Genomic DNA, 24,474 nt, shown 5'->3' with positions numbered 1-24,474 from the left:
ATGGCGGCGCTTTTGACCCTCTTTACGGTCTACTACGCAGTCTTCATCCTGACGAACCTGAGCTTCGCCGGCGTCTCGTTCAGGCCCTACGTCCCCTCGGAGCTCGTGTTCGCGGAACAGGCCGAGTACGTCGTCATCTTCACCGGGTGGGGACTCGCTGTCTACTACCTGGATTACGCCCGTCGTGCGTTCGCGAACCGACATGACGTGGCCGACGAGACGGACGCGTCGGGAGCGTCCGACCCGGAGACGCTTTCGGAGGCTTCCGAGGAGACGAAAGTCGGGAAAGGCCGGGGATTCGGCGGACGACTGCCGGACGGTCTCGACAGGCTCGAGCGTGCGTACGGCCGGGTCGATCCGTACCTCGCGATCGGACTCGCCGTCCTCTCGCTCGCGACGATGGCCTACGTTACGGCCGAGTTCGGCAGGCTCGAGGGCGATGCTCACATCCTTGGCTTCTCGTCGATGGATCACGTCGTCGGAGCGGCGTTGATCGTCCTCGTGACAGACGCGACCCGCCGTGCGTTCGGCTGGATCATCGCCTCGGTAGCGGTGTTCGCGATCGTCTACTCCCACGAATCGGTGAGTACGCTGGGATTTTTACCGGATCTGCTGGCCTGGACGGGTGAAGACCTCACCGGAATCATCGAAGAAGCAGCACTTGGGGTTCACTCGGGAGTCTACGACAGTACGATAATGGGGATCGGCGCGACGTGGGTCGCCATCTTCATCATGTTCGCCGGGATCGCCAAGGCCTACGGCCTCATGGAGTTCGTCCGACGGGTGGGGACAGAACTGGGCAGTACGCTCCGGACTGGCGTCGTTCAGATCGCGGTCATCTCGAGTATGATTATGGGATCGATCACCGGGAGCGCGGCGGCAAACACCGCGACCACCGGGAGCTTCACGATCCCGATGATCAAAGACCAGGGCGTGCGCGACGACTTCGCGGCGTCGATCGAAGCCGTCGCCTCCGCCGGCGGGCAGATGTTGCCGCCGGTCATGGGCGTCGCCGCGTTCCTCATGGCCGACATCGTCGGCGTCCCATACCTCGAGATCGTCCAGGCGGGCGTCATCCCGGCGACGTTGTTCTACTTGAGCGTCTTCGTGGCAGTACATTTCACCATCCTCAAATTCGGATGGACGACCGACGACCTCTCGTCGTTCGACTGGCGGGTGCTGCTCGGCGGCGTTCACTTCATGATTCCGCTGGCAGTGTTGCTCTACACCCTCATCGTTCTGCGGTGGACGCCGCTGTCGGCGGGGTTGTACACGATTTTCACGATCGTCTTCGTCATCTTCGCCCGGAATCTCCTCGTCGACGTATTCGACGCGGATCGACGGGTGCAGCGGACGCTGGATCGCGACTTCGACCGACCGACACTCGTCGACGTGATTCGGGCAATCCCCCGTCTGATCGTGGCTGCCGTCCGCGTCGTTCTCTCCGCCATTCGGACGTTCGTTTGGAGCCTTACGAGCGCTGCGACGGTCAAACGGGTCGGGAGGTCGTCCGTCCGATCCGTCCGACGAACGACGGGTGAAACTGCCGAGGGGCTCAAACAAGGCGGCCTCGAGATGGCGCCGCTCGTGGGCGTCCTCGCCGCGATGGGACTGATCGTCGAACTGCTCGAGACGAGCGGACTGACCGGTCGCCTCGGAGCGCGGATCATCGGCTTCGCGGACGTCACGATCTTCGGGTTCACCGGCGGACTGGCGCTCGTGTTGGTGCTCGCGATGATCACCAGCATTGCGTTCGGTCTCGGAATGCCGACGCCCGCGGCGTACATTCTGGTCGCGTTCCTGGTCGCCGAGCCGGTGATCGAACTGGCCGTTCCGCAGATCACGACCCACATGTTCGTCTTCTACTTCGCGATGCTCTCGGCGATCACGCCCCCGGTTGCTATCTCCGTGGCGGTCGGCTCACGGATCGCCGGGACGAGCTTTATGAGTGCCTGCGTGCAGGCGCTTCGTATCGGTGCGCCCGGTTTCGTCATCCCGTTCGCGTTCGTCGCGAACAACAGCCTCATCGAGTGGTCGACGATGACGCTGTTCGCATTCCCGGTCGTCCTCGCGGGAACGATCGGCCTCATCGTCGCGACGGTCGGGTTTGACGGTGCCCGAACGCTCTCCGCGCCGATGCGACTCTTCTATGTCGGTGCCGGCTTCGCGGCGATGTTCGGATCGCTTGCCGGTGGCACCGCCGGAATGGTCGTCCAGGCCGTCGCCGCGGTGGCAATCATCGCGCTGTTGGTGCGAGCACGGTATCTCGTCGGTTACGACCTCGAGCACTCGAGCACGTCGGTCGACGCATCGGCGGAGTAACCGTCGCTCCGGGATACCAATCCTTTTGAGAGGCTAAGACGACACGGAAAACGAATGTCGAATCTCGCAGCCAACGTCGCGGAGACGGTCGATGAGTACCCCGAATCCGCTGCGATTATCGGCGACGACGTGGAACTGACCTACGAACAGTTCTGGAACCGTGCCGGCCGATTCGCTCGGGCGTTACACGACCGCGGGATCGGTGAGGGTGACCGGGTCGGCATCTACCTACCGAACCTTCCACAGTTCGTGACGGCCTTCTACGGCACGCTCCGTGCCGGCGGCATCATCGTCCCGATGAACCCCCAGTACAAGGCCCGCGAAATCGGCCACCTGCTCGGCGATAGCGGCGCGAAAGCCGTCGTCTCGCTTGCGGACAACGTCTCGCAGGTCAACGAGGTTCTCGAGGACACCGACGTCGAACACGTAATCAGCGTGGGTGCCGACGCCGACGGTGCGACCGAGTTCGACGCGTTCCTCGCCGACGAGCCCCTCGAGACGGTCGAGCGCGCGGACGACGACGTCGCCGTCCAGCCGTACACGTCCGGAACGACCGGCACGCCGAAAGGGGTGTTGCTGACCCACGAAAACATCCGCTGGACCACCCACGCCAACGCCGAGGTTCCCCACGGTGGATTTCAGGCGTCGGATCGACTGGTCGGGACCCTCCCGCTCTTTCACATCTACGGGATGTCCGTCGTGATGAACGGCGCGATGTACAGCGGCGGCACCTACTACCCAGTCCCCGAGTGGGACGCCACCGAAGTGATGGACCTGCTCGAGGAGGCCGACATCACCATCATGTTCGGCGTCCCCGCGATGTTCAACGACATGATCAACCACCCCGACGCCGACGAGTACGAGTTCGAGGCACTGCGGTTCGTCAACTCCGGCGGGTCGAGTCTCCCACTCGAGGTCCTCGAACGGTTCGAGGACCTCTACGGCGTCGAACTCTACGAGGGATACGGGCTCACCGAGACCAGCCCGGTAACCCACGCCAACCGCGGCGAGGCGCGCCGGAAGGGAAGCATCGGGAAGCCGCTCGAGGGCGTCGACGCGAAGGTCGTCACCGAGGAGTTCGAGGAGGTCCCCCGGGTCGAGGAGGGACCGATCGACGAGGAGGAAGCAAACCTCCACGAGATCACCGGCGAACTGGTCGTCTCGGGACCGAACGTGATGAAAGGCTACTACGGCCTCCCGGAGGCTAACGAGGAGGCCTTTACCGAAGAGGACGGTACCCGCTGGTTCCACACCGGCGACGTCTGTTACTGGGACGAGGACGACTTCTTCTACGTCGTCGACCGCGAGAAGCACATGATCGTCACCGGCGGCTACAACGTCTATCCGCGCGAGGTCGAGGAACTCCTGTTCGAACACGAGGACGTCGCCGACGCCGCCGTCGTCGGCGTCCCCGACGCGCGCCGCGGCGAGACCGTCAAGGCATTCATCGTGCCGACGCCCGACGCCGAGGCGACGCCCGAGGACATCCGGGAGTACTGTCTCGAGAACCTCGCGGAGTACAAACACCCCCGCGAAGTCGAGTTCGTCCAGGAACTGCCTCGGACGACGACGGGCAAGGTCCAGAAGTTCAAGATTCGCGACGAGGAGCAGTAACCCGACGGCCGCCCGCTCTCTGTTATTCTATCGGTAACCTACACTCCTGTATTACTTTACAACGTTTACTAGAGTGGGAGTACTGTTTGCAACGTTCGGAACCATCCGAAGCTATTTTGTATTCGCCATACAATCGTTAGGTATGGCATTCAGGCTATCGGACGAGCAGAAAGCGATTCGCGAGGCCGTCCGCGAGTTCGGCGAAAACGAGATCAAGCCCGTTGCCGAGGAGCACGACCAGGAAGGGAAGTATCCCGAGGACCTCCGCAAGAAAGCCGCCGAGTACGACTTCGTCGCGCCGAGCATCCCGCTCGAGTACGGCGGTGCCGGGATGGACAAGATCGCGAGCACCATCGTCACCGAGGAACTCTGGCGTGCGGATCCGGGGATCGGCTCCGCGATCGGGAGCGCCGGGTTCGGCTCGAACATGATCATCGAGTTCGGCGACGAGTGGATGAAAGAGGAGTGGCTCCCAAAGATCGCCAACGGCGAGGTCGCGTCCGTCTCGATGATCTCCGAGCCTGCCCACGGGTCGAACGTCGCCGGGATGGAGACGACCGCCGAGAAGGACGGCGACGAGTACGTCGTCAACGGGAACAAGATGTGGATCACCAACGGGACCGTCGCCGACGTCGGCGTTCTCATGGCCAAAACGAGCCCCGGCGAGGGCCACCGCGGCATCACCGCCTTCCTCGTCGAGATGGACTGGGACGGCATCACGACCGAGAAGATCGACAACAAGCTCGGCATCCGCGCGTCGGACCTCGCGGAAGTCATCCTTGACGACGTTCGCGTCCCCGAGGAGAACGTCATCGGTGAGGTCGACCAGGGCTTCTACCAGCTGATGGAGTTCTTCGCCGCCGGCCGTACCAACGTCGCCGCGCAGGCCGTCGGTGCCGCCCAGGGCGCGCTCGACGCCGCCGTCGAGTACGCGAACGAGCGCGAACAGTTCGGCCAGCCGATCAAGGAGTTCCAGGCCATCGAACACAAACTCGCCGAGATGGCGACGAAGGTCGAGGCCGCCCGCTCGCTGACCTACCGCGCGGCGGCCCAGGTCGAAGAGGAGAACCAGGACATCGCCGCGCAGTACTCGAGCATGGCGAAGCTGTTCGCCTCCGAAATCTCGGTCGAGGTCGCCGACGAAGGCATTCAGGTCCACGGCGGCTCGGGCTACGTCACGGACTACCCCGCAGAGCGCTACTACCGCGACGCCCGCATCACGAAGATCTACGAGGGCACCAGCGAGATCCAGAAGAACATCATCGCCGACCAGATCCTGTAATCCGGTCGCGGCGTATCGACACCATCGGATTTTCGTGCTATCGGCGCGTTCTACAGCCGCCGTTGTCGGACTCGAGCCGTCTTTCCCGTCCGCAGCCCTGGACCTCGCGTTCTCGAACCGAGAAATGAACTCCGTCGTCGCGACCGTCGCTACTGTTCGGGTACCCGGAACTCGATCGCCATCCCTTGCCCGTATCCGACACACATCGTCGAAAGCCCCAGGCCGCCGCCCCGTCGCTCGAGTTCGTGGATCAACGTCACGGGTAACCGTGCGCCGGAGGCTCCGAGCGGGTGACCGATGGCGATCGCGCCGCCGTTGACGTTGAAGCGCTCGTCGTCGAAGCCGAGTTCGTCCTTGCAGTACAGCGTCTGGCTGGCGAACGCTTCGTTGAGTTCCACGAGGTCGTAGTCGTCCGCGTCGCGGCCGTTGCGTTCCCACAGTCCGCGGACGGCGGGGACGGGTCCGATCCCCATCACCGTCGGATCGACGCCCGCGACGTTGTGGTCCTCGATCTCGGCCCTGATCTCGAGGTCGTTCTCCTCGGCGAACTCGCGGCTGGTGATGAGAACGCCCGCGGCACCGTCGGAGATCTGCGATGCGTTCGCGGCGGTGACGGTGCCATCCTCCTCGAAGGCCGGCGGTAAGTCGGCGATTTTCTCCGCCGTGGTACCGGGCCGGAGGCCCTCGTCCTCCTCGATGACCCCCTCATCGGTTTCGATCGGGACGATCTCGTCGTCGAACGTCCCCGCCTCGGTGGCCTCGCAGGCACGCTGCTGGCTGCGGGCTCCGTAGGCGTCCTGGCGCTCGCGGGGGATGTCGTACTCGCGGGCGACTTTCTCGGCGGTCTTGCCCATCTGCAGGCCCGCGACGTCGTACTGTTCGGCGATGCCGTCGTAGGAGCCGATCCCCTTCCGGCGCTCGTTACGGGTCATGTTCTCGACGCCGCCGGCGACGACCACGTCGCGCTGCCCGGCCCGAATTGCGTTGCTGGCGCTGGCAATCGCCTCGGCCGAGGAGGCACAGAGCCGGTCGATCGTGGTTCCAGGGACGCCTTCGCCCAGCTCCGAGAGGAGGGCGATGACCCTGGCGATGTTGTTGCTCTGCTCGTCGACCTGCTTCGCACACCCCCAGCGAACGTCGTCGACTGCCTCGCCCGAGAGCCCGGTCTCCTCGAGCATCGCGTCGACGAGCGGCACCGAGAGCTCTTCGCTCCCGGTCTCGGCGAAGACGCCGCCCTGTTTTCCCTGTGGCGTTCGGACTGCTGCGACCACGACTGGCTGTCGATCGCTCATGCTATCCCGTCACACGACCTAAGGATGTAAAGTAGCTCCGTTCCTCGCTGCACCAGTCGCTCGAGGCTGAAATCTCAGAATGATAATAGGACGCGATTACTCTCTCGAAAGAGGTACTTCTTCTCTAGCGAACTTTTTCCTTCTGATCTCCCGATTGTGTCTCAGTCGGGGAGAAAACAGCAGTATTTACAATCGATACTGGGGTATAACTCCGTTATGTATAACTAAATATCGGAAGTTAGAATGGTTGTTGTGGAACAGTATTCTCTCTGTTCACCTAGTAAAACTGGTATCTACTATCAGAGCGATCGGACCTCACCAGACGCTCGGTGGACGGAAGCGGAGGGGTCGTCCCTCGAGCAGCCTACGCCGCCGGTCGTGTCTCGGACGATGGCCGGTGAGCGGCCCGTCGGTACCACTGGCCGACTCCAGTCGGGGTCGGACGCGACCGAATCGAGGTCGTCGCAGATCCCTGCGTCGTGACAGCTACCTGGAGCGATCGCTCGACGGAGTTTCGTTCGCGCGAATGGCGGGTGACTGCTTCCCACACATTCACCCGTTCCCAGTTCGAATCCACTCCAACGACTTCGAACGAGCAGCAATGACGAGCACTCACCCGGATCGATCCGATCCAGCAGCCGACCCAGTAGCGAGCTACGACTATCGCAGCGACGACGTCGACCGTCCGGCGCTCGTGGACGACCTCGAGCGTCTCGTCGACGGTGAAGTCCGGTTCGACAGCTACTCCCGGGAACTGTACGCGACCGACGCGAGCATCTACGAGGTGACGCCCATCGGCGTCGTCTTCCCCACCTCGACCGAGGACGTCGCCGCCGTCGTCGAATACTGCGCCGAACGCGACATTCCGGTCTTGCCCCGCGGCGGGGGCACCAGTCTCGCCGGCCAGACGGTCAACGAAGCCGTCGTCCTCGACTTCACGACGTACATGGACGGCATCGTCTCGGTCGACCCCGACGAACGCCGGGCGACGGCGGAGGTCGGCATCTACCTCGAGACGCTGAACGAGGCGCTCGCGTCTCACGACCTGAAGTTCGCGCCCGACCCTTCTTGGGGCGACAAGAGCGCGCTAGGGGGTGCGATCGGCAACAACTCGACGGGTGCTCACTCCCTGCAGTACGGCAAGACCGACGCCTACGTCGAGGAGTGCGAGGTCGTCCTCGCCGACGGCACCGTCACGACCTTCGGCGAGGTCGACGTCGAGGACCTGCCGGAACTGGCAGACGGCGACGACCTCGAGTCCCAGATTTACGCCGAGATCGCCCGCGTACTCGACGAACGGGGGGACCTGATCGAGGCGGTCTACCCCGACCTCAAACGCAACGTCTCCGGCTACAACCTCGACTGGCTGGTCGAGGACGCCCGCGGGGCCGACCGCGGCGTCGGCGAACCCGACGCCGCGGGCGGGACGGTCAACCTCGCGAAGTTCCTCTGTGGGAGCGAGGGGACGCTCGCGATCGTCACCGAGGCGACGGTCGCGCTCGAGCCGGTTCCGAACGAGAAGAGCATGGTGTTGCTGGCCTACGACACCATGTTGGACGCGATGGCCGACGTCGCAGCGATCGTCGAACACGATCCGGCCGCCGTCGAGGTGATCGACGACGTGTTGATCGACCTCGCGCGTGAGACGCCGGAGTTCGGCCCCGTGACGGAGCGACTCCCCGACGGAACGACGGCGGTGCTGATCGTCGAGTTCTACGCCGAGGACGTCGACGACGGCAAACGGAAGGTCGCGAACCTGCTCGCGGACCGGTGTCCGAGCGTCGACCCCGCGGGCGATCCCGACGACGATCACGTCGTCACCGACGAGGAAATCGTGGCGTTCGACGCCATGGAGGCCTACGACGAGGAGAGCCGGGAGAACATCTGGAAACTCCGCAAGTCCGGGCTCCCGATCCTGCTCTCGCGGACGACCGACGAGAAACACGTCGCCTTCGTCGAGGACACCGCCGTCCCGCCGGAAAACCTCCGGGCGTTCGTCGCCGACTTCCAGGCCGTCCTCGAGGACCACGACACCTACGCCAGTTTCTACGCCCACGCCGGTCCCGGCGTGCTCCACGTCCGCCCGCTCGTGAACACGAAGACCGAGGCGGGGCTGGAGAACATGGAGTCGATCATGGACGACGTCACCGACCTCGTCCTCGAGTACGACGGCTCGGTGTCCGGCGAACACGGGGACGGCCGCGCTCGGACCCAGTGGAACCGGAAACTGTACGGCGACGAGCTCTGGGAGACGTTCAAGGACCTCAAGACGGCCTTCGACCCCGACTGGCTCCTGAATCCGGGTCAGGTCGTCTTCCGCGACGACGAGCCGACGGACATGAAAGAACACCACCGGTTCGGCCCCGACTACGCGTTCGAGGCCGGCTTCGACCCCGTCCTCGAGTGGCACACCGAGCAGGGATTCCAGGGAATGACCGAACTCTGTCACGGCTGTGGCGGCTGTCGCGGCGAACAGTCCACGACGGGCGGCGTGATGTGTCCGACCTTCCGCGCCGAGGACGAGGAGATCCTCTCGACCCGGGGCCGGGCGAACATGCTCCGTCAGTCGATGAGCGGCGACCTCCCCGACGACGTCACCGACGACGAGTTCGTCCAGGAGGTGCTCGACCTCTGTATCGGCTGCAAGGGCTGCAAACACGACTGCCCCAGCGGCGTCGACATGGCCAAACTCAAGGCCGAAGTCACCTACGAACACCACAAGCGCCACGGCACCTCGCTGCGCGACCGACTGTTCGCGAACTTCGACCGCCTCGCGAAACTCGGCTCCGCGACCGCGCCGCTCTCGAACTGGCTGGCGTCGATGCCGGGGTCGGGACTGCTCGCCGAGAAACTGCTCGGTATCTCGGCACGGCGGGACCTGCCCACGTTCAAGCGCCGGACGTTCGCGAAACGCGTCGCCGACCGAGACCCCGCCGTCCCGGCCGAGGAGGCGACGCGTCGCGCGATCTTCGTCCCCGACGTCTACACCAACCACGAGTATCCGGAGGCCGGCGAGGCCGCCCTCGCGGTCCTCGAGGCCGCGGGCGTCCACGTCGAGGTGGCCGACCCGAGGGACGTCGGCCGACCGGCGTTCTCGAAGGGGATGCTCGACAAGGCCGCCGAGAAGGCCCGCGACACCGTCGAGACCTTCGAACCGCGCGTCGCCGACGGCTGGGACCTCGTGTTGCTCGAGCCCTCCGACGCCGTCATGATCCAGTCGGATTACCTCGACATGTTCGCCGACGACGCCGCCGAACGCGTCGCGGCGAACACCTACGGAGTCTGCGAGTACCTCGACCGGTTCGACCTGGACCGTGAAATCGGATTCGACGCGCCGACGGAGTCGCTCACCTACCACGGCCACTGCCACCAGAAGGCCCACGCGAAGGACCACCACGCCGTCGGCGTCCTCCGCCGGGCCGGCTACGCCGTCGACCCGCTCGACTCCACCTGCTGCGGGATGGCCGGCTCCTTCGGCTACGAGGCCGAACACTACTCGATGAGCAAGGCCATCGGGTCGATCCTCTACGAGCAGGTCGACGAGAGCGACGGCGACCGCGTGGTCGCCCCCGGCGCGTCCTGTCGCGCCCAACTCGGCGATCGACCCGGTGCGACCGAGGAGCCGCCGACGCCGGTCGAAGCGCTGGCCGAGGCCCTCGACTAGCGTCGACAACTCGGTCTGACACCACGGATTATCTGGATCCGAGCGATACCCACCGGTCGTCCGTTCGTGCGGCCGCTGCGGGCGAGCCACTTCCGGTCGCCTCCACAGCGGCCAGCCAGTCGGTGACGGTATAGGTTCGGTCTTCGGTCGGTCGTTTCCCGTCGGTGTGGGGAACGACCCAACGGAGCGACGACGCGTCCGTTCTCGACGCGGGCTCTCGACCGTCGTCCTCGTACAGCGCCAGTGCGACGATCGGGACCCGAACCCGTTCGCGGGAGTTCGAGTCCTCGAGCCCCAGCGGCGAGGTCGGCACCTCGCGGCGTCGGAAAGCCGGCTCGAGCGAGCGGCCGTGGTCGCTCGCCCAGCACTCGAACGCGGCGACGAGGTCCTCCCGTGTCGCCGCCTCGGTCGCGTCATCGACGGCGTGACGTTCCGGCGGCCAGCGGTCGACGCGATAGTCGCCGATCTCGTCCCGTTCGTCGAGATGCTGGAGGCGATCGATTACGCCGGTGACGGCGTCCGTGATCACCGCTGGCACCGCCGGCCGAACGTAACAGTCGACGCGAAGGTCGTCCGCCGAATCGACGTCGGTGTCACCGGGAACGACCGGCGTCGGTTCACCAGGTGACATACCCTCCCTCCGTTTGCTGGACGAGGTCGGTCGCCGCGAGCGAGGTGAGACTGGACAACGACGAGCGTTTCGACCGACCGCGTCGCTTTCGGCGTTCGGACGCGGCTGCGCCCTCGAGCGCTTCGATGGAGAGAGACACGGGTTTCGCCGCCGACGAAATCGACCCGCCAGACACTGCCGATCGCTGTTCGCTCGTGGACATCATTACATGGGTCAGGGCCACAAACCGGGATATAAAACTGAGTGATGCGTGTGTGCACGCCACAAATCAGTGCCGAGGGGGGCTGAAACCCGAATCACGAACGGAACCGATGGCGATGGAGGCCGCTGGAGCGGTGCCTTTCGGAGGCGGGTGCGAGACGAACGATCGGATGGCGTCCACGCGTGGCCACCGGAGATAGCCGGTCGTGGCGCGCGTCCTCGCCGGCGGCGACTCGAGCCTCCGACGACTGTAACGATTATTGTTGTGGGTGTCGTTAGCAACCACCATGGAATTGACCGAACCGATCTCGATCGAAGGCGACGACCGTGCGCGCCTGTACGAGTACGTCGAGGCCAGGGGTGCCGTCGACAAGGAGCAGGCGCGAGCCGACCTCTATCCCGCCGATCCGCCGGGGGAACCCCAGTACTCGCGGGCGTTCCGTCACGACCTCGCGATCCTCAAACGCGACGGCTACGTCGAGGAGGGCGAGGACGGACGGCTCCGGATCGCGCTCGAGACCGACGACCGGCGCGCGGAAGTGACGACCGACGACGTGTCGGTGACGATTCGGGTAGCCCGCCAGGAGGACCTCTCGGGCATCGTCGGTGCGATCCGCCGGGTCGCCGAGGAGATGACCTACATCGAGGCCGAGACGGTCGCGGACGAACTCGACCACGAGGACGTCCTCCTGCGGCACAACGAGTTCGAGTCCCGGATGTTCTTCGTCGCGACCGTCGACGACGAAGTCGTCGGCTGGGCGCACCTCCACGTGCCGTCGCTCGAGAAACTCTCCCACACCGCCGAACTGACCGTGGGCGTCCTGGAGGAGTACCGCGGGATGGGCATCGGGACCGGGTTGCTGGACCGCGCGATCGAGTGGGTCGAGGAGCACGGCCTCGAGAAGGTCTACCAGAGCGTCCCGGCGACCAACGAGGACGCGATCGAGTTTTTCGAGGCCCGCGGGTGGGCGATCGAAGCCGTCCGCGAAGATCACTACCGACTCGACGACGAGTCGATCGACGAGGTGATGATGGCGCTCGAACTGTAGTCGGTTCCGTTCGCCCGCCTCGAGGTCGGTTCGGAGGCCCGCGTCGATCGGTCGAGGATCAACGCCACGGACAACTGCCGGTAACGGGAGGCTTTTGCGCCGGCCGGTCGCACGCTCGAGCATGACCCAACGGACCCAGGAGGACGGCGAGTGGCCGCTCCGACGGCTCATGACGGAGGTCGTCGGCTCCGGGCCGAAGTCGGCCGAGGACATGTCCCGCGAGCAGGCCCGCGAGGCGCTCCGGCGGATCTTCGCCGGCGAACCGGACGAGACGACGCTCGGCGCGTTCTGGCTCGCGAACCGCTGGAAGCGAAACACGCCCGAGGAACTGGCCGCCTACACCGACGTCATGCGCGAGGAGTCGGTCGTGACCGCCGAACCCGACGCCGATCCGGTCGACTGCGGTGCCAACTACGACGGCAAACACACCTCCGCCCTGCTGGGCGTCGGGGCCGGTCTCGTCGCCGCGGCGGCGGGCACGCCCGTGGTCGTCCACTCCGGCGACCGGATCCCCACCCAGAAGGAGACCGCCTACAAACACGTCCTCGACGAACTCGGCGTCCGCACCGACCTCGAGCCGGCCGAGAGCGCCGACATGGTCGACGAGACCGGCTTCGGCTTCTACTACCAGCCCGCGTTCAACCCGGCGATCGACGACCTCTGGGAACGGCGCGACGAGATGGGCGTGCGCACCTTCCTCAACACGATCGAGACGGTCGCCAATCCCGCCAACGCCGACGTGCACCTCGGCTCGTTCTACCACCTCGCGTTCGCGAAGAAGTTGACCGACCTCATCGCCGCGAGCGAGCGCCTCGAGTACTCCCGGGCGATCTTCTTCCAGGGGATGGAAGGCTACGACGACATTCGCCCCGGCTACACCAAAGTCGCCGAGTGGTCCGGGGGCGAGGAACTCGCGGATTACGAGATCGAAACCGCCGCGTACGGGATGGACTTCGAGAGCGAGGACCTGGCGGTCGACGACGTCGCGGCCGACTCCGCGGCGATCACCGAGGCGGTGCTCGCGGGCGAACGGGAGGATCAGTTCGCCGACGCCATCGCTCTCAACGGGGCGTTCCGGATCTACGCCCGCGGCGACGCCGACTCGCTCGAGGACGGGCTCGAGACCGCACGCGAGGTGCTCGCGGACGGCAGCGCAGCGGCGGTTCTCGAGGAGCTACGCGCGTTCTGAGAACCGAGCGAATCAGGGCGTCAGCCGATGTACCGCAGGTCGTCGTCGGTCGGAACGTCCATCCCCTGCTGTTGCTGTTCCATCTCCTGGATCTTGCCGATGACGTCCTCCATCTCGTCGGCGCGCTCGTCGAGCGACTCGTAGTCGAGCTCGAACGCGAGGGTCGTCTCGAGCACCTCGAGGACGGCGCGTGCGCTCTTGGGATCGACGAGGTAGCCGCTGGTCTCGCCCATCAGGCAGGCGGCCTCGAAGCCGCGTCGCTCGCCGAGACCGAGCAGCAGGCCGGAGACGCCGACGATGCCGCCCGCGGGCTCGTTCTCGCGGAACTCGACGCCCGCGTCCTCGAGTGGCTCCCGCAGCGACGCCTCGCTGACCGCGCCGACGACGGCGTACTCCTCGATGAGTTCGCCCGTCGGTACGCCGCCGAGCGCGTAGACTTCGCTCGCGCCGAACTCCTCGGCGACGTCGAGGAAGGCGCTCGTCAGTACGTAGTGGCCCGCGTTGGTCTGGGCCTGGTGATCCCCCGTCAACAACAGCAAGTCCCGCCCGTCGGGCGGTGAGACGGCATAGATCTCGGCGCAGGTGAGGTCGGCGACGCCGTCTTCGACGCTGACCTGCGGCGGGAACTCCCGCGAGTAGATGCGACGAACGAGGGTGCTCTCGCCCTCGAGTTCCTCCAGAAGGTGGTCGACGGCGAGCTTTCCGACGTGGCCGACGCCGGGCAACCCTTCGACCAGTACCGGCTCGTCGAGGTCGGCCTCGGCGACCGCGTCGATCTCGAGTTCGTCCATACCCGTATCAGCGGCGGCGACGTTTAAGAGACCGTCGGTACTCGCCGTAGGGGTCTTCGGGATCGAAAGGAGCGGGCGCGCTGTTTTCCGTCGGCGCGCCACAGTCGGGACAGCTATCGGAGAGGGAGTACACCGGGCGGTCGTGACGCTCGCGCCACGCCGAACACACCCGGATGTCGGATTTCATTACTCGTCGTCGGTGCGACGTTCGCGGTGGTACTCGCCCTCGCCGCCCTCGGCTTCGATGGCGGCGATGGCGCGTTCGGCGCTCTCCTCGAGTTCGGACTCGGCGGTCTTGTAGTTAGGTGCCTGCACCTCGATGCGGTACTCGGGCGCGCCGACGTAGCTGACCTCGAGGTCGACCTCCTCGGGGACTTCGCCGTTGCCCTCGGCGGCTTCGAGGGCCTCCCGGATGCCGTCGACGCCGGATGGCGAGGGGTTTTCGAGGTCGACGTAGCCGGTGACGTTGACGTACGGCACCGAGACGTTCTCGCGGGCGGTGTCGACGATGGCGTCGATCTCGTCGGCGTCGAGGCCGGTCTCCTCGAGGGCCTCCTCGCCGTGGATCGCGGCCTGTTTGAAGCCGTCGTAGAGGCTTCCCTGGGCGGCGATCAGTTCGTTGGCGATGGCGGTGTAACGCTCGTCGTCGATGTCCTCGAAGGCCAGTTCCATCCAGTTGTCGGCCTTCTGCTCGTTTTTCCACTGCTGGATCTTCTCCGAGCGCTGGTGGTCGTTGACGTCCTTCAGCGAGAGGTCGATCTGCTGGGAGTCGGTGTCGACGTCGAGCACCTTGCAGACGACGATCTGGCCCTCGCGGACGTGGTCGCGGACGTTCTTGATCCAGCCGCTCGCGACTTCGGAGATGTGGATCAGGCCGCGCTTGTCCTCGTACTCCTCGAGATCGACGAAGACGCCGAAGTCCTCGATCTCGTCGATCTTGCCGACGACGAGTTCGCCGGAGTCGGGCCAGCCGCTGTATTTCATCGTGACTCGACGGTGTCGATTATCTCGTGGTCGATCTCGGCCTTCCCGCCGGTCGGCCGCGCGAGCGTCGTGCCACAGACGGCACAGGCGACCTCGGTCGAGGCCTTGCCGAAGACGACCTGTTCGTTCTCGCAGTCACCGCAGCGGACCGAGTAGAAGTTCCCTGGCATGGCGATCACTCCTGGAACTCGAGCCGGCCGGTTCGCCACCCTTCGCGGAGGTGGGCCTTGCCACACTCGGTGCAGCGGTACTTCAGGTCCGTCTTCTTCGTGGGCTTCTCGCCGCTGGGGACCTTCGAGAACTTCCCGGAGTTACCGATGCTCGAGGTCTGGCGCTTGCGCTGGCGGTCGGCGACCTTCTTCATCCCGGTCGAGGCGCCCGTTCGGACCTTCTCGACTTCGTGTTCGTGGTGTTCGTGGCAGTGCGGGCAATACGTATTGAATCGGCGTGGCATCTGCATCGTTATCTCACTTGCCGAGGGCTACGGCAGCCCCGTTTAAAACCCGTTTGGTTCGTCGTCGCCCCGATTCGGGATCCCCTCTCAGGGTCCTGTGGTGCCCGCACGTCCGAACGCCGGAACGGATCGATTCCTTCGAAGCGTTTAATCCGGTCTCGCGAAAACGCCAGGGTATGAAGCAACTCATCATCCACGGCGATCCCGGGATCCGCAAGGGAGCCATCATCGAACACGAGGGTGAGGAACTCGTCTGCTTCGGAATCAACCGCAACGGCGAGTGGCACGGCCCCGAAGCGGTTCAGCTGTGGTGTACCGTCGGCGACGAATCCGAGTACGAAGATTACGAGCGCCGGAACTTCATCCCCCACTTCCTCGACGTCGACCGCGCGGACGCCGAGGAGGTCGACGTCGTCCGCGAGACGGGCGATCTCGCCGTCTAAGGCTTCCCTCGAGTCCACGCTTTCGCCGATTTCTCGTTTCGTTCCTGTCGCTATCTCCCTTCCCGTTCATCGGTCTCGTCCCGCTCGAGTACTCGGTCCTCGTTCCCGCCGCCGTCTCGAGTCGAACGTCCACCACCGGGTGTGACCGCTGGATGGCGTCCGTGGTCCGGAACTCCCCGTATCAACACGCTTTTGCTACGGCAGTAGGTCAGTTCGATCGAATGCAGCGGACGGTCGGCCTCGTGATTCCAGCGTTTCGCCCGAATCCGGACCTCCTGTCCGCGTACGTGTGCGATCTGGTCGATACTCTCGAGCCCGAACGGCTCCTGATCGAACTCGACGATCCGCGGGTCGAAACACTCGAGGCGCTCGAGGGCGTGCCTGGGACCGTCAACGTGTCACCCGTTCGTCGCGGCAAAGGCGCGGCGATCACCGCCGGTTTCAACGCGCTCGAGACGGACGTCCGGGCGTTCGTCGACGCCGACGGGGCGACGGCCGTCGCGTCGGTGGCTGAGATCGTCGCCCGGGTCCGCGATCGACGGACCGACCTGGCGATCGGCTCGCGTCGCCATCCGGCGGCCGCCGTTCGGCGGTCCCAGTCGTCAGGTCGCGAACGGCTGGGCGACTGCTTCGCGTGGCTAGCTCGCCGGGTGCTCGCCGTCCCGGCGTCGGATTTCCAGTGTGGCGCGAAGGCGATCGACCGCGAGGCCTGGGCGGCGGTTCGGTCCCACCTTCAGGAACCGGGCTTTGCCTGGGACGTCGAACTCGTCGCGCTCGTGGACGCGCTCGGCTACGACGTCGCCGAGGTGCCCGTCACCTGGGCCGACGGCCCCGACTCGACGGTGTCGTCGATCGGAACCACGCTCGAACTCGCCGGCGGGCTGCTCGAGGCCCACCACCGGGCGCGACGACTCCGGGGCGACCCCTGGCACGAACGGATCGGCCGCCACGTTCCCTCGGCGACGCCGTTGCTCGAGCGACTCGAGACCGACGCCGATCGACGATACAATGATGAGTGACCTGCTCCCGGAGCCGGTTCGATCCCGCCTCGAGGCGCTCTACGCACCGATCAGGTTCGGGATGTTCGCGGGCGTCGGTTTCGTGGGGGCGACGGTGGACAACGGCGTTCTGGTCGCCCTGGTCGAACTCGGCGACGTGCCGTTTCTCCCCGCGAAGGTCGTCGCCTGGGTGATCGCGATCGGCGTCATCTTCGGCATCAACGAGGCGTGGACGTTCTCGACGTACGGCGCGACGAGCGTCCGGGGGGTGCTCGCTCGCCTCGGTCGCTCGTATCTGGTTCGGTTCGCCGGCTTCCTGGTCACGCTGGCTATATTCACGGCGCTGATCGAGTTCGCGGGCGTCTGGTACCTGCTCGCGAACGTGATCGGGATCGGCGTCGGCTTCGTCGTCAACTACACCTGCGAGAGCCTCGTCACCTGGAAGGTCCACCGTGACTAGCGGGAGAAATCCCCATACGGTATCCGAATCACAATCCTTAACTAGTCCACTCGGTTACTGAGAAGTAGCGGGATGGGATAGCCAGGAGATTCCGGCGGGCTCATAACCCGCAGATCGGTAGTTCAAATCTACCTCCCGCTACTTTTGACGAATTCACCGACGAACGACGAGCATAGCGAGGAGTGAGTCCGGAATTCGTCAAAATACGCCGAGTAGATTTGAACGAGAGAAGACCGCGAGCGCAGCGAGCGGTCTTCACGTGGTTCAAATCTACCTCCCGCTATCATTTTGCTGCGAACAACACGTGAGCAGCAAATGGAGCCGAGTAGATTTGAAGTAGACAACGAGGGAGCGAAGCGACCGAAGTTGACGTAGTTCGAATCTCCCTCCCGCTATCATTTTACTGCGATCAACACGTGAACAGCAACTGGAATTACGTCGAGCGGTGACGAGAACGAACCCCTCGAGCGCCTCCCCACCGGTGGATTCGGCCGAGCCGGTTACGTACTCGGCCTGGTGATCAGCGGTTCGTACTCCTCGTGTTCGTACTTGCCGAGGATCGTTCCGTCGATCTTCTTGAAGTACGTGCGCAACGCGCCGGCCTCGTGGGCCGAGGAGATCATCTTCTGGGCGCTGGGGTTGCCCATGTCGTACCGGCTGGCGACGAGGATCGAACGCCGGTCGTCCGGGTCGATGAACTCGGTGACGACGAACATGGAGTTGCCGACGTCGCGCCCGTACGCGAGGTATTCGGTGAACGCGTCCTCGTCGTAGGTGTCACGGAGCTCCTCGGCGTAGTTACCGGGAATGACGTGAACGAGCCCGAACCTGTCGTCGTCGCCCATCTCCCGACCGACGGTGTCGGTGTGGGCCGCGATGACCGTCAACACCGACCAGCCGTCGTCTCGGCGGTCCTCGGCGATCACGTCCATCTCCTCGAGCGTCCGTTTCCAGGCTGTCGTCACGGGGGAGTCCGGCTCGTCGGTCTCGATGTCGTCGCTCATGTCCCACCGTCGACAGGGAAGCGGGGTAGGCTTTTCGAACCGGCGATCCGATCGGTCAGGTTCCGACGGCGGTTCGCCAACGGTCCGACGGTCGGTCGGGGCCGGGATCAACCGGCTGAGCCGACGCCGAAGACGACCTCGAGCAGCAGCGACGCCAGGAGGATCAACACCGCACTCAGGAAGAGTTTTCCGGCGGTCGTGAGTCGGCGACGCGGCCGTGGCGTCCGGACCCATCGTCGAGGCGGAAGGCGGCGGACGAACCGCTGGAACCGCGTTCGGTCGGCCGCTTCGGGGATCGATTCCCCGTCGCGTCGTTGGTTCGGGTCCGTCTCGAGGTCCGCGGGTGAGCGCGGCCAGAGCCGGATCGTCGCGTAGGCCATGAGCAGCCAGCCGGCGAAGAACAGCAGGTAGTTGGCTCGAACGAGCGTGCCGCCGGTCGCGATGGCGACGACGATCGCCGCGACGATGGCGCAGACGGTCGTGGCGAGCGCGTACGTCACCGCGTCTGCGGCGACCCGGGCGACCACGCGCACCCGGTCCCCGGACGCTCCTCGCATCGTCACTGATTGCGTCGATCGAAGACGGTGTCGGGCGACTCGTAGTCGACCGAGTGGCGGTGACAGAAGCTCTCCCGGCCGGAGTTGGAGACCTCGTAGTACTCGGGCGGCTCGCGATCGCAGACGCTAGCGAACTCCTCGTTGAAGAGCGACAGTGCGGCCTCCTCGTTCTGATCGTGCAGGTGTGCCTCGATCTCGTCGAGCACGGACTGGACCTTCGACGGGACGTCGAGGTCGCCGAACAGTTCCTCGAAGGTCTCGTCGATCGCTCCGAACCGGATGTCCTTGCCGAGTTTCGATCTGACCCGTTCGCGGATCGACAGCTCAGCCCGCTTGCGCTCGTTGATCAGGTCCCGGAGGGTGACGAGCCGCGTCCAGAGTTCGTCGTCGAGGTCGCGGTACTCCTCGGGCCGGATCCGGACCGGACAGCGCGTGCTGAACGGACAGCCCGTCGGCGGATACCGCGGGTTCGGCGGCGTCCCGTGGAGCGTGATCCGATCGCGTTCGACGGTCGGGTCCGGCTCCGGAATCGCGGAGAGCAGCGCGTGCGTATACGGGTTCGCCGGCTTCTCGAACAGCTCCTCCGTCGGACCGATCTCCATGATGTTTCCGAGGTACATCACCGCGACCCGGTCGCACAGGTACCGGACGACCGAGAGGTCGTGAGCGATGAACAGGTAGGTCAGCCCGAACTCCTCCTGAAGGTCCTCGAGCAGGTTGATGATCTCGGCCTGGACGGAGACGTCGAGCGCCGAGACGGGTTCGTCGAGCACGACGAAGTCCGGCTCGAGCGCGAGGGTGCGGGCGATGCTGATGCGCTGGCGCTGGCCGCCGGAGAACTGGTGGGGATACCGATAGTAGTGTTCGCGCTGGAGCCCGACCGTCGCCAGCAGCTCCTTGACCCGCTGGCGTCGTTCGCGCGGCGTCTTCCAGTCGTGGACGTCGAGCGGCTCCCGGATGATCTCGCCGATCGTCATCCGATCGTTGAGACTCGAGTCGGGGTCCTGGAACACCATCTGGGCGTTCCGACGCCAGTGCTGGAGTTCCGTTCCATCGAGCTCCGTGATGTCCGTCCCGTCGAAGCGGATCTCGCCGGCGGTCGCGTCCTCGAGCCGGAGGAGGGTGCGACCGAGGGTCGTCTTCCCGCAGCCTGATTCGCCGACGAGACCGAGCGTTTCGCCCCGATTAATCTCGAAGGAGACGCCGTCGACTGCCTTGACGGGCGTCTTGCTGAAGAGGCCGCTGTCGTCGTAGTAGGTCTTCAGTCCCTCGACCTCGATCATCACGTCGTCGTCGGCGTCGCTCGATGCTACCGGCCGGGTTCCCGTAACGTCCTGGCTCATTGGCGATCACCTCCCTGATCGGCGTTCCGTCGCCGATGTATTTCGACCGCTTCCTTGGTCGAGCGGTGCCTCGGACAGAGGAGACAGGCCGCCGTGTGGCCACTGTCGCTTTCGTCGACCGGAACCGATTCCGGGTGGACCGCGTTGCAGGCGTCGAACGCCTCCGGACACCGCGGCGCGAACCGACAGTGGGTCGCCGGTTCGTTCGGCGTTGGGACGTTGCCCTCGATGGTCTCGAGTCGGTCGCCGGTCTGCTGGCCCGGGATCGACCGGAGCAGTCCCTGGGTGTAGGGGTGGGCCGGATCGGCGAACAGCGTCTCGACGTCGGCGGTCTCGACGACCTCGCCTGCGTACATGACGTTGACCCGGTCGGACACCTCCGCGATGACGCCCATGTCGTGGGTGATGAACATCATCGCGAGGTCCCGTTCCTCCTGGAGTTCCTCGAGCAAATCGAGGATCTGGGCCTGGATCGTCACGTCCAGTGCCGTCGTCGGTTCGTCACAGATCAGCACCTCCGGATCGCAGGCCAGCGCCATCGCGATGACGGCCCGCTGGCGCATGCCGCCGGAGAACTGGTGTGGATACTCGTCGACGCGGCGTCGTGCGTCGGGGATGCCCACTGCCTCGAGCAACTCGGCGGCCTCCTGGGTCGCTTCCTCGCCGCGCAGCCCCTGGTGGAGCCGCAGGGCCTCCTTGATCTGGTTGCCGACGGTGTAGACGGGGTTGAGGCTCGTGAGCGGGTCCTGGAACACCATCGCGATGCGGCCGCCGCGCAGGAGCCGCTGGGCCTCACCACTGACGCGGGTGATCTCGACGAACCCGTCGACGATGTCCTCGGGCGAGTCGGGATTGCCGTCCGTGACGAAGACGCAGTCGTCCTCGTCGACGATGCCGAGGCCGTCGCCGTAGCCGGCCGCGAGGAAGTCCGCGAGGGGGACGTCGGCCGGGTCCTCGTAGCCGAGGGCGGCCGGCGAGACGGTGACGTCGTCCCGGGCGAACAGGTCCGCAGTATCGTACTGTTTTTCCAGGCGCTGAACGTCGACCGTCCGACCCGAGAACGTCGACGCGTACTCGCGGACGGTATCGAGGTCGTTGAAGCGGACGCTACTGCCCTCGAGGATCCGTCCGGGGGAGTCGACGAGGCGCATGATCGAGCGCGCGGTGACGCTCTTGCCTGATCCGCTCTCGCCGACGATACCGACGGTTTCGCCGGTTCGGATGTCGAACGATACGCCGTCGACGGCCCGGATGGTCTCCTTCTCGGTGAAGAAGGCCGTCTGGAGGTTCCGGACCTCGATGATCGGTGCGTCTCGAGCGGTCGTTCGGTCGGGGGTTTCCTGCAGAGACATTAGCCACCACCTCCGGCTGCTGCGGCACCTGCATCGTCGGCACTGACGTCGGCCTCCGGATCGATCGCGTCACGGAGCCCGTCGCCGAGGGCGTTGAACGCGGTCACGACGAGGACGATCATCAGGCCAGGGATGGTCGCGACGTGCCAGGAGGACGTCGAGACGAAGTACTGGCCGTCGCTGACGAGCCGGCCCCACTCCGGCGTCGGCGCGTTGATGCCGAGGCCGAGGAACGAGAGGGCGGCGGTGAAGATGATGACGCCACCCAGCAGGAGCGAGCCGTAGATCATGATGTAGCCCGCGATGTACGGTGCCATGTGTTTGCGCATCGTGTTTCCTGGAGTCTGTCCGTAACTCTTCGCTGCGTCGACCCATTCCTCTTCGGCGACCTGTAACGAGGGGCCGCGGATGGAGCGCCACATTCCCGGCCAGTAGATGAACGCGAAGACCAGGCCGAGCAACAGCGCGCCGTCCATGGGTTGGGCGAGGTAGTGGTTCCCCTCGTTGAACAGCACCGAGATCATCATCACGAGCAGGAACGCGGGGATGGAGATGATCGTGTCGCTGGTAACCACCGTGACGACGTCGATCACGCCCTTGTAGTAGGCGGTCACCAGCGACAGCGAGACGGCGATCAGGCCACCGAGACCGATCGCCAGCAGCCCGATCAGGAGCGACGTCTGGGCACCATAGGCGAGATGTGTCATCATGTCTTGCCCGTTCGGCGTCGTTCCGAGGGGCTTCCAGCGGTCGTACTGGTCGTAACTCAACGGCCCGACGGTGTTTTGATTATCGGATTGCGTGTCGAGGTTCGCCTGTCCGACGAGAATCGATTCGACCTCGCCGTCGTCGTTGAGGTATTCGACCTCGTGTTGATACGGCGAGTAGATGTTCTGTTCTGCCGTCGTGGGACTGACGGCAGGAGCCCACAGCGCCGTGACCACGAACAGCAACACGACGAACATCCCGAACAGGCCCCAGTAGTGGTTTCGAAGCCGACGGAGCGTGTCGTCGCGGGGCGTCCAGTCGGCCTGCCGGTAGTGCTCCCGGTAGACGTTGTAGCCCTTCCAGATCCACGCGATCACTGCGAACGCGTAGGCGTAGACCAGGAGGACACGGATCGCCCACGCGATAGCGGGCGAGAGACCGAGGAAGGTCCCTTCCCAGCCGCCGTCGGGCAATCTGTGGCCCTGATTCGAGATTACCTCGTGGCTGGTGATGGTCGGAACCGACGAGAGGGTCTCGAACGGGGCGGCCAACACTCCCCTGGCGATCGATCCGACGGGCGTGAGCATCACCAGGAAAGTGATCCCGGCGAGGACCCCCGTCAGAACGATCCGCTCGAGGTAGACCAGCTTCCGGCGACTCACGTCGGCGTCGACGACGTCGGCGATCGACCACGGGAGGACGTTGGTGAGCAGCACTGCCCCGGCGAACAGCAGCACCAGGGTCACGGCGTCGCTGACGACGTATTCCAGGATCGGAAGCGTCGCGTCGCCGACGTTGCCGCCGAGCCAGCCGGGAATCTTGGCGAGGCCACCGAGGACGAACGACGCCGCCGACCCGAGCTGGAGCACGCCGCCCATGATACGTCCGAACTCGAGGGCGACGAGCACTCCGGCCCCGAGGAGCCAGAGCAGCGCCGGGCGGGGATTGTCCGCGATGCGCTCGCGAAGTAGCGTTTCTTCGGCGTCCGGACCGGTCGTTTCGGCTGTGTCCGTAGTTCTCATTGGTCGTACCCCACTCGTGGATCGATGATGGTGTAGAGGAAGTCCTGCAGGATATTCAGCAGGATGATGATCAGTGTGAAGATGAACAGCAACGCTCCCGCAAGCGGCAAGTCACCCTGGACCATCGCACGGAAGAAGGTACGCCCGAGGCCGTTGATGTTGAAGATCTGCTCGACGATCACGGAACCGCCGATCAGCAGGAATGCCTCGTTGGTGATGACCGGGACCAGTGGGATCAACGCGTTCCTGAAGACGTGTTTCCAGATGATGACCCGGTCTTTCACCCCCTTCGCTTTGGCCGTGACGACGTAGTTGGAGTTGATCGTCTCGAGGATCGCCGTCCGACCGATGCGCAACTCGGCGGCCATCGACGCCGAGCCGAGGACGATGGCCGGCGGGAGGATGAGTTTGATGTCGTGTGCGAGCAGTCCCCAGTCGATGCCGGTCGGGTACGGGATCGAAACGATGCCGGCGTCGATCCAGTTCATGGCGGCGAACCCGAGATCCGGCGTGCCGGTGACGCTGTTGAGATCGGGACCGATCTCGTACCAGTCGAACCAGTCGGAACCCTGGGTCTGCCGGAGGACCGCCAGGAACATGATCGACAGCCAGAAGTTCGGCATCGCCTGCCAGAGGATCCCGCCGATGGAGGCCAGGTAGTCACTGGCCGTATTGGGCCGGAGGCCGGCGTAGAAGCCGAGCGGGATGCCGATAAACAGAGGCAGCAGGATGGCCCAGAAGCCCAGCCAGAGCGTGGGCGGAGCAGTCCAGGACAGGACGTCGACTACCTCCATGTCCGCGTAGACGACCCACGACTGGCCGAGGTCGAACGTCAGGAAGTCCCAGGCGAAGTTCACGTACTGCTCCCAGAGCGGATCGTTGAGGCCGAGACGTTCACGCATCAGTGCAGCGTCGGCTCCGGACGCTTCGGGTCCGAGTCTTGCAGCGACCGGGTCGATCGGTCCCATCCGTAACAGCACGAAGATCAGCGTCAGTGCTAGAAACAGGACTGGGACCGACAGGAGGAGCCGCTTCAAGAAGTACGTCCAGCGACTCATCGTATATCACTTGGAATGTTGAGATTTCTATTCGTATACCGTTGCATACTTGTCCA

Annotated in this window: 22 protein-coding genes and 1 tRNA gene; 10 read left to right on the top strand and 13 right to left on the bottom strand. The window is 65.1% G+C overall.

All coding sequences use genetic code 11. The features are described 5' to 3' along the window. The 3 genes from TX79_RS05635 to TX79_RS05625 all read left to right on the top strand — a co-directional run bounded on the left by TX79_RS05635 (position 1) and on the right by TX79_RS05625 (position 5,218). Positions 1–2,322 carry a TRAP transporter permease gene (locus tag TX79_RS05635; protein WP_081655495.1) on the top strand — a complete coding sequence of 774 codons (2,322 nt, stop codon included), beginning with the start codon at positions 1–3 and terminating at the stop codon, positions 2,320–2,322. A 54-nt stretch (positions 2,323–2,376) separates the two neighbouring features. Then, positions 2,377–3,936, top strand: a complete 1,560-nt coding sequence (locus TX79_RS05630) for a long-chain-fatty-acid--CoA ligase (protein WP_049926278.1) — start codon at positions 2,377–2,379, stop codon at positions 3,934–3,936. A gap of 142 nt (positions 3,937–4,078) precedes the next feature. After that, positions 4,079–5,218: an acyl-CoA dehydrogenase family protein gene (locus tag TX79_RS05625; protein ID WP_049926277.1), complete on the top strand. Its 1,140-nt coding sequence runs from the start codon at positions 4,079–4,081 to the stop codon at positions 5,216–5,218. A 149-nt stretch (positions 5,219–5,367) separates the two neighbouring features. On the opposite strand, the gene TX79_RS05620 is transcribed toward TX79_RS05625, so the two are convergent. Further along, the gene (locus tag TX79_RS05620) at positions 5,368–6,510 is read right to left on the bottom strand and encodes a thiolase family protein (protein ID WP_049926275.1); all 1,143 of its coding nucleotides are present in this window, start codon (positions 6,508–6,510) and stop codon (positions 5,368–5,370) included. Positions 6,511–7,111: 601 nt separating this feature from the next. Here TX79_RS05620 and TX79_RS05615 point away from each other — a divergent pair. Beyond that, the gene (locus TX79_RS05615) at positions 7,112–10,174 is read left to right on the top strand and encodes an FAD-binding and (Fe-S)-binding domain-containing protein (RefSeq protein ID WP_049926274.1); all 3,063 of its coding nucleotides are present in this window, start codon (positions 7,112–7,114) and stop codon (positions 10,172–10,174) included. 28 nt (positions 10,175–10,202) lie between these two features. On the opposite strand, the gene TX79_RS05610 is transcribed toward TX79_RS05615, so the two are convergent. Beyond that, the gene (locus TX79_RS05610; protein WP_049926272.1) at positions 10,203–10,805 is read right to left on the bottom strand and encodes an HTH domain-containing protein; all 603 of its coding nucleotides are present in this window, start codon (positions 10,803–10,805) and stop codon (positions 10,203–10,205) included. A gap of 488 nt (positions 10,806–11,293) precedes the next feature. Between TX79_RS05610 and TX79_RS05605 the strand changes: the two genes are divergently transcribed. Both TX79_RS05605 and TX79_RS05600 read left to right on the top strand, forming a co-directional pair. After that, on the top strand, positions 11,294–12,055 hold the full coding sequence (locus tag TX79_RS05605) for a GNAT family N-acetyltransferase (protein WP_049926269.1): 762 nt from the start codon (positions 11,294–11,296) through the stop codon (positions 12,053–12,055). A 121-nt stretch (positions 12,056–12,176) separates the two neighbouring features. After that, positions 12,177–13,244: an anthranilate phosphoribosyltransferase gene (locus TX79_RS05600; RefSeq protein WP_049926268.1), complete on the top strand. Its 1,068-nt coding sequence runs from the start codon at positions 12,177–12,179 to the stop codon at positions 13,242–13,244. 20 nt (positions 13,245–13,264) lie between these two features. Here the strand turns inward: TX79_RS05600 and TX79_RS05595 are convergent, their stop codons facing one another. Genes TX79_RS05595 through TX79_RS05580 form a run of 5 tightly spaced genes read right to left on the bottom strand, consistent with a single transcriptional unit; the run spans position 13,265 to position 15,479 of the window. After that, positions 13,265–14,035 carry a proteasome assembly chaperone family protein gene (locus TX79_RS05595; RefSeq protein ID WP_049926266.1) on the bottom strand — a complete coding sequence of 257 codons (771 nt, stop codon included), beginning with the start codon at positions 14,033–14,035 and terminating at the stop codon, positions 13,265–13,267. Between the two features lie 7 nt (positions 14,036–14,042). Next, entirely contained in the window at positions 14,043–14,222 is a 180-nt protein-coding gene (locus TX79_RS18965) for an RNA-protein complex protein Nop10 (protein WP_081655494.1), read from the bottom strand. Beyond that, complete coding sequence (locus TX79_RS05590; RefSeq protein WP_049926264.1) at positions 14,222–15,019, bottom strand: translation initiation factor IF-2 subunit alpha; 798 nt, start codon at positions 15,017–15,019, stop codon at positions 14,222–14,224. Before TX79_RS05590 ends, TX79_RS18965 begins: the two co-directional genes overlap by 1 nt. Further along, the gene (locus TX79_RS05585) at positions 15,016–15,189 is read right to left on the bottom strand and encodes a 30S ribosomal protein S27e (RefSeq protein WP_049928295.1); all 174 of its coding nucleotides are present in this window, start codon (positions 15,187–15,189) and stop codon (positions 15,016–15,018) included. The genes TX79_RS05590 and TX79_RS05585 overlap by 4 nt, the downstream gene beginning before the upstream one ends. A gap of 5 nt (positions 15,190–15,194) precedes the next feature. Next, positions 15,195–15,479 carry a 50S ribosomal protein L44e gene (locus tag TX79_RS05580; RefSeq protein WP_049926261.1) on the bottom strand — a complete coding sequence of 95 codons (285 nt, stop codon included), beginning with the start codon at positions 15,477–15,479 and terminating at the stop codon, positions 15,195–15,197. A gap of 170 nt (positions 15,480–15,649) precedes the next feature. On the opposite strand from TX79_RS05580, the gene TX79_RS05575 reads away from it, so the two are divergent. The 4 genes from TX79_RS05575 to TX79_RS05560 all read left to right on the top strand — a co-directional run bounded on the left by TX79_RS05575 (position 15,650) and on the right by TX79_RS05560 (position 17,515). Beyond that, positions 15,650–15,916 carry an HAH_0734 family protein gene (locus tag TX79_RS05575; protein WP_049926259.1) on the top strand — a complete coding sequence of 89 codons (267 nt, stop codon included), beginning with the start codon at positions 15,650–15,652 and terminating at the stop codon, positions 15,914–15,916. 221 nt (positions 15,917–16,137) lie between these two features. Beyond that, entirely contained in the window at positions 16,138–16,935 is a 798-nt protein-coding gene (locus tag TX79_RS05570; protein WP_049926257.1) for a glycosyltransferase, read from the top strand. Beyond that, the gene (locus TX79_RS05565; protein ID WP_049926255.1) at positions 16,928–17,374 is read left to right on the top strand and encodes a GtrA family protein; all 447 of its coding nucleotides are present in this window, start codon (positions 16,928–16,930) and stop codon (positions 17,372–17,374) included. The genes TX79_RS05570 and TX79_RS05565 overlap by 8 nt, the downstream gene beginning before the upstream one ends. 66 nt (positions 17,375–17,440) lie before the next feature. Next, positions 17,441–17,515: transfer RNA gene (locus tag TX79_RS05560), tRNA-Met, on the top strand. Positions 17,516–17,874: 359 nt separating this feature from the next. On the opposite strand, the gene TX79_RS05555 is transcribed toward TX79_RS05560, so the two are convergent. The 6 genes from TX79_RS05555 to TX79_RS05530 all read right to left on the bottom strand — a co-directional run bounded on the left by TX79_RS05555 (position 17,875) and on the right by TX79_RS05530 (position 24,418). Further along, positions 17,875–18,378, bottom strand: a complete 504-nt coding sequence (locus TX79_RS05555; RefSeq protein ID WP_049926254.1) for a DUF7529 family protein — start codon at positions 18,376–18,378, stop codon at positions 17,875–17,877. A gap of 107 nt (positions 18,379–18,485) precedes the next feature. Beyond that, complete coding sequence (locus TX79_RS05550; RefSeq protein ID WP_195892462.1) at positions 18,486–18,935, bottom strand: DUF7555 family protein; 450 nt, start codon at positions 18,933–18,935, stop codon at positions 18,486–18,488. 2 nt (positions 18,936–18,937) lie between these two features. Next, the gene (locus TX79_RS05545) at positions 18,938–20,278 is read right to left on the bottom strand and encodes an ABC transporter ATP-binding protein (RefSeq protein ID WP_049926250.1); all 1,341 of its coding nucleotides are present in this window, start codon (positions 20,276–20,278) and stop codon (positions 18,938–18,940) included. Further along, entirely contained in the window at positions 20,275–21,630 is a 1,356-nt protein-coding gene (locus TX79_RS05540) for an ABC transporter ATP-binding protein (RefSeq protein ID WP_049926248.1), read from the bottom strand. The genes TX79_RS05545 and TX79_RS05540 overlap by 4 nt, the downstream gene beginning before the upstream one ends. Beyond that, complete coding sequence (locus TX79_RS05535) at positions 21,630–23,360, bottom strand: ABC transporter permease (RefSeq protein WP_049926245.1); 1,731 nt, start codon at positions 23,358–23,360, stop codon at positions 21,630–21,632. The genes TX79_RS05540 and TX79_RS05535 overlap by 1 nt, the downstream gene beginning before the upstream one ends. Further along, entirely contained in the window at positions 23,357–24,418 is a 1,062-nt protein-coding gene (locus tag TX79_RS05530; protein ID WP_049926244.1) for an ABC transporter permease, read from the bottom strand. The genes TX79_RS05535 and TX79_RS05530 overlap by 4 nt, the downstream gene beginning before the upstream one ends. Between the last annotated feature and the right edge of the window lie 56 nt (positions 24,419–24,474).

Origin of the sequence: Halopiger goleimassiliensis (genome assembly GCF_000455345.1) — an archaeon.
Taxonomy (GTDB): Archaea; Halobacteriota; Halobacteria; order Halobacteriales; family Natrialbaceae; genus Halopiger_A; species Halopiger_A goleimassiliensis.
Note: the sequence above shows the minus strand (reverse complement) of the source record. Positions and strands in the feature narration are given on the sequence as shown.